General features: G+C 64.7%; 5 protein-coding genes. 4 read left to right on the top strand and 1 reads right to left on the bottom strand.

Annotated features, from left to right (window positions below; all coding sequences use genetic code 11):
• Positions 1–159, bottom strand: a 159-nt coding sequence (locus tag WAW85_RS08715) for a twin-arginine translocation signal domain-containing protein (protein WP_422559222.1), incomplete at its 3' end; no start/stop codon positions are given.
• 145 nt (positions 160–304) lie between these two features.
• On the opposite strand from WAW85_RS08715, the gene WAW85_RS08710 reads away from it, so the two are divergent.
• From WAW85_RS08710 to WAW85_RS08695, 4 genes are all read left to right on the top strand, one after another.
• Positions 305–973, top strand: coding sequence for a TetR/AcrR family transcriptional regulator (locus WAW85_RS08710; RefSeq protein ID WP_422559221.1), 669 nt, complete (start codon positions 305–307; stop codon positions 971–973).
• Positions 974–1,006: 33 nt separating this feature from the next.
• Positions 1,007–1,417 carry a hypothetical protein gene (locus WAW85_RS08705; RefSeq protein WP_422559220.1) on the top strand — a complete coding sequence of 137 codons (411 nt, stop codon included), beginning with the start codon at positions 1,007–1,009 and terminating at the stop codon, positions 1,415–1,417.
• A gap of 73 nt (positions 1,418–1,490) precedes the next feature.
• Positions 1,491–2,300 (top strand): MlaE family ABC transporter permease, encoded by an 810-nt coding sequence (locus WAW85_RS08700; protein ID WP_422559219.1) that lies wholly within the window; start codon positions 1,491–1,493, stop codon positions 2,298–2,300.
• A complete protein-coding gene (locus tag WAW85_RS08695; protein ID WP_422559218.1) occupies positions 2,300–3,160 on the top strand; it encodes an MlaE family ABC transporter permease in 861 nt (286 codons plus the stop codon). Before WAW85_RS08700 ends, WAW85_RS08695 begins: the two co-directional genes overlap by 1 nt.
• The last annotated feature ends 143 nt before the right edge of the window (positions 3,161–3,303 follow it).

The following is a 3,303-nucleotide window of genomic DNA, read 5'->3' as shown; positions in this document are numbered from 1 at the left end:
GTCCCATACGGTGTGGGGGTCGGCGCCGGTGCCTCGACCGGGTACGGACCCGGCTGGCGACCAAGTCCACGGGGTGGCCTGGCTGGCCGCGGTGAGCGCCCCCGCGGCGCCGAGAACGGCACCGCTTTTCAGCATTGTTCGGCGGCTGATTTCCTGCATTTTCCTGCTCCTGACCATCGCCCGACTCGAGGGAATGAAACAAATATGTATGAGTTGTAACATGCATAGTGCATGACTGTGAAGGCCGTCACAAGACTTTTGCGTGACGTAGCGTGGCAGGAAACCGACAGAAGGGGCGTTCCCGGTGGCAGCGGAAGCGATCGTGTCCGATGAGAGCACGGTGATCGAGCGGGCCCTGCGTCCGGCGCCGCCCGAGCCCGAGGACAAGACGCGGAGCCGGTTGCTGGATGCGGCTTACGAACAATTCTGCGAGACCGGTATCGCGCGTACCTCGATGGACGAGGTGGCTCGTCGGGCTGGCACTGCGCGCATTACGATCTATCGCAAATTCGACAGTAAAGACGCGCTGGTCGACGCGGTGATGGTGCGGGAGTTTCAGCGGTACTTCGGCGAGTTTGTGCTGGAGATGCGGGCCGCGGAGTCAATCGCCGACCGGGTCGTGGCGGGCTTCGTCACGTCGCTGCGCACCATCGGCCGCAATCGGCTCATTGCGCGGCTCTTGGAGATCGAGCCGGCGATGGTGCCCGGCGTGGTGGGCGGCGGCGATAGCCGCACGATGTTCCAGGTTCGCGATTTCGTGGCCCAGCAACTCCGTCGGGAACAGGATGCGGGCAATCTCGCGCCGGACGTATCGACGCAACTGGCTGCCGAGCTCCTGGTTCGGATCACCGGTTCGTTCCTGACCTCGCGGAGTGACCTTGTTTCCCTCGACGACGAGGCCGGGCTGATCGCGCTGGCGCGCGAGTTCATCCTTCCGCTCGTCGGGCTGGAGCCTTTTCGGCCGACCCATTGAGTGCCGGGCCGTGGTCTGGCACGATCGGCCGGTATGAAACACATCGGGGATTTTTGTAACGCACGACTCGTTGGCCTCCTACTTGGCGGGGCGCTGCTCGCCGGCGCACTGACTGCCGGGTCCGGCGACGCGCAGGCGGCGGCAGTGCCGACGCTCGCGGTCACCGCGTCGGGCAATGCCAACTGGCAAATCACGTACGACCGCGGGCGCGCGCCAGACGCTGCCCGCTGCTCGGTGCGCATCGGTGGACGCTCGACGACCCCGCCTGCGCAGGTACGCACGATGGTGCTGCGCGGTGCGACCGTGACCCCTGGTGCGCACCCCGTTCGGGTGCGATGCGGGCGTTCGGAGAGTCCGACGGTCTGGATTGTAGCTCCCCGGAACCAGCTCAACGACGTCGTGACCTGGGCATCAAACGGCACCGCGGGGATCTTCGGCTACTGAGACACATTTCATATTTTATGTATGTTACGGTTCTCTGGAACTTGTAACATTCGCCGGTCCGACGGGGGTCTCGATGGCGTTCGAACTGCCAGCCACTAAAGGGCCGGTACGCGATTTGCTGGTGGAAGCCGGGCACACGCTCGGCTTCGCACTGCAGTCGGTCGGTGCGACGGTGGTGTCGATATTCCGGTTCCGGCTCTCGATCAGCGAGACGCTGAATCAGACGGTCTTCATCGGACGGGTCAGCACGGGGCCAGCACTGCTGCTGATGATTCCGGTGGGGGTGTTCATCGCGGTCTCGGTCGGGGAGCTCGCGGGGAAGATCGGGGCTGGCGGCTACTCGGGTGCGGTGGTGGCGTTCATCATCGTCGGACAAGCCGCCGCCCTGGTCTGCGCACTCATGATGGCCGGTGTTGCGGGGTCGGCCATCTGCACCGATCTCGGCTCGCGCAAGATTCGCGAAGAGATCGACGCCTTGGAAGTGATGGGCATCAACGTCATCGTCCGGCTGGTGGCCCCGCGCATTGTTGCCGCGATCATCGTCGCCCTGGTGCTGTGTTCGCTGGTCACCGTCGTCGGTGTGGGCGCCTGCTACCTCTATCACCTCTACGTGCAGCACCTACCGGCCGGCGCCTTCATGGCGACCTTCAGTCAGTACGGGCGCACCAGCGACTTCGTCATGGCCCTGGTCAAAGCGGCGATGTTCGCGCTGCTGTCGACCATCGTCGCCTGCTTCAAAGGTCTCCACGCCCGCGGCGGGCCCAGCGGTGTGGCCGACGCGGTCAACGAGGCCGTCGTCATCGCCTTCGCGCTGGTCTTCATCTTCAACACCGTTCTCTCCGAGCTCTATTCGGTAATGGTGCCTGCGGTAGGGGCGTATTGATGGTGACCGTCGACTTCAGTTCCCGGGTGCGCAACAGCTACCAGCGGCGCCTCGTCCCCATCGGTGACGGCGTGGTTCGGTTCGGCGAGTACGTGACCTTCATTGTCCGCGCGATCGCCGCCGTGCCCTACACCTTGGTGCACTACCGCAAGCACGTGGTCCGCCAGGTGGCCGAGATGACGTTCGGCACCAAGTCGCTGCTGTCTGGCGGCGGCACGATGGGAATCGTGTTGGCGATGTCGCTGGCCGCGGCGATGATGCTCGGCGTGGAGACCTACCGCGGTCTGCAACTGGTCGGCATGACATCCCTGTCGGGGATGGTCGCCGCGATCGCCAATACCCGCGAATTGGCGCCGGTGGTGGTAGCCATCGCGCTCGCGGCGAAGGTCGGCACCGGGTTCACCGCACAGATCGGCGCCATGCGGATCTCCGACGAGATCGCCGCCCTCGATGTGATGGCCATCCGCTCGGTCCCGTTCCTGGCGACGACACGGATGATCGCCGCGATGGTCTGCGTCCTGCCGATCTACATGATCGGACTGCTGGCCAGCTACCTGGCAACGCGGCTGGTGGTGGTCTGGTTCAACGGTGAGTCGGCCGGCACCTACGACTACTATTTTCACCTCGCCCTGACGCCGTCCGACCTGGTCTATTCGGCGATTAAAGCGGTGGTCTTCGCCGCGATCGTCACCTTGGTGCACTGCTCCTACGGCTACTTCGCCTCGGGTGGTCCCGAGGGCGTCGGTCAGGCGGCCGGCCGGGCGCTGCGGACCTCGATTCTGGCGATCGGCATCTTCGACGTCATTTTCACCTTCGGGCTCTGGGGCCTAGTTCCGCAGATTCCAGGATTGGGGATTTAGGTGACAGTCATGCTTCCCGGACGGCCGGTATCGCGTCTGTCCTACACGTTGCGCGCGGCCATCGCCGCGATCCTAATTCTGCTGTTCTCCCTCTGGATGGTGGCGCGCAGCACCGGGGTGCTGCGCAGCGACCCGAAGGTGTA

This window comes from Gordonia sp. (in: high G+C Gram-positive bacteria) (assembly GCF_049299075.1).
In the GTDB taxonomy this organism is placed as follows: Bacteria; Actinomycetota; Actinomycetes; order Mycobacteriales; family Mycobacteriaceae; genus Gordonia.
Note: the sequence above shows the minus strand (reverse complement) of the source record. Positions and strands in the feature narration are given on the sequence as shown.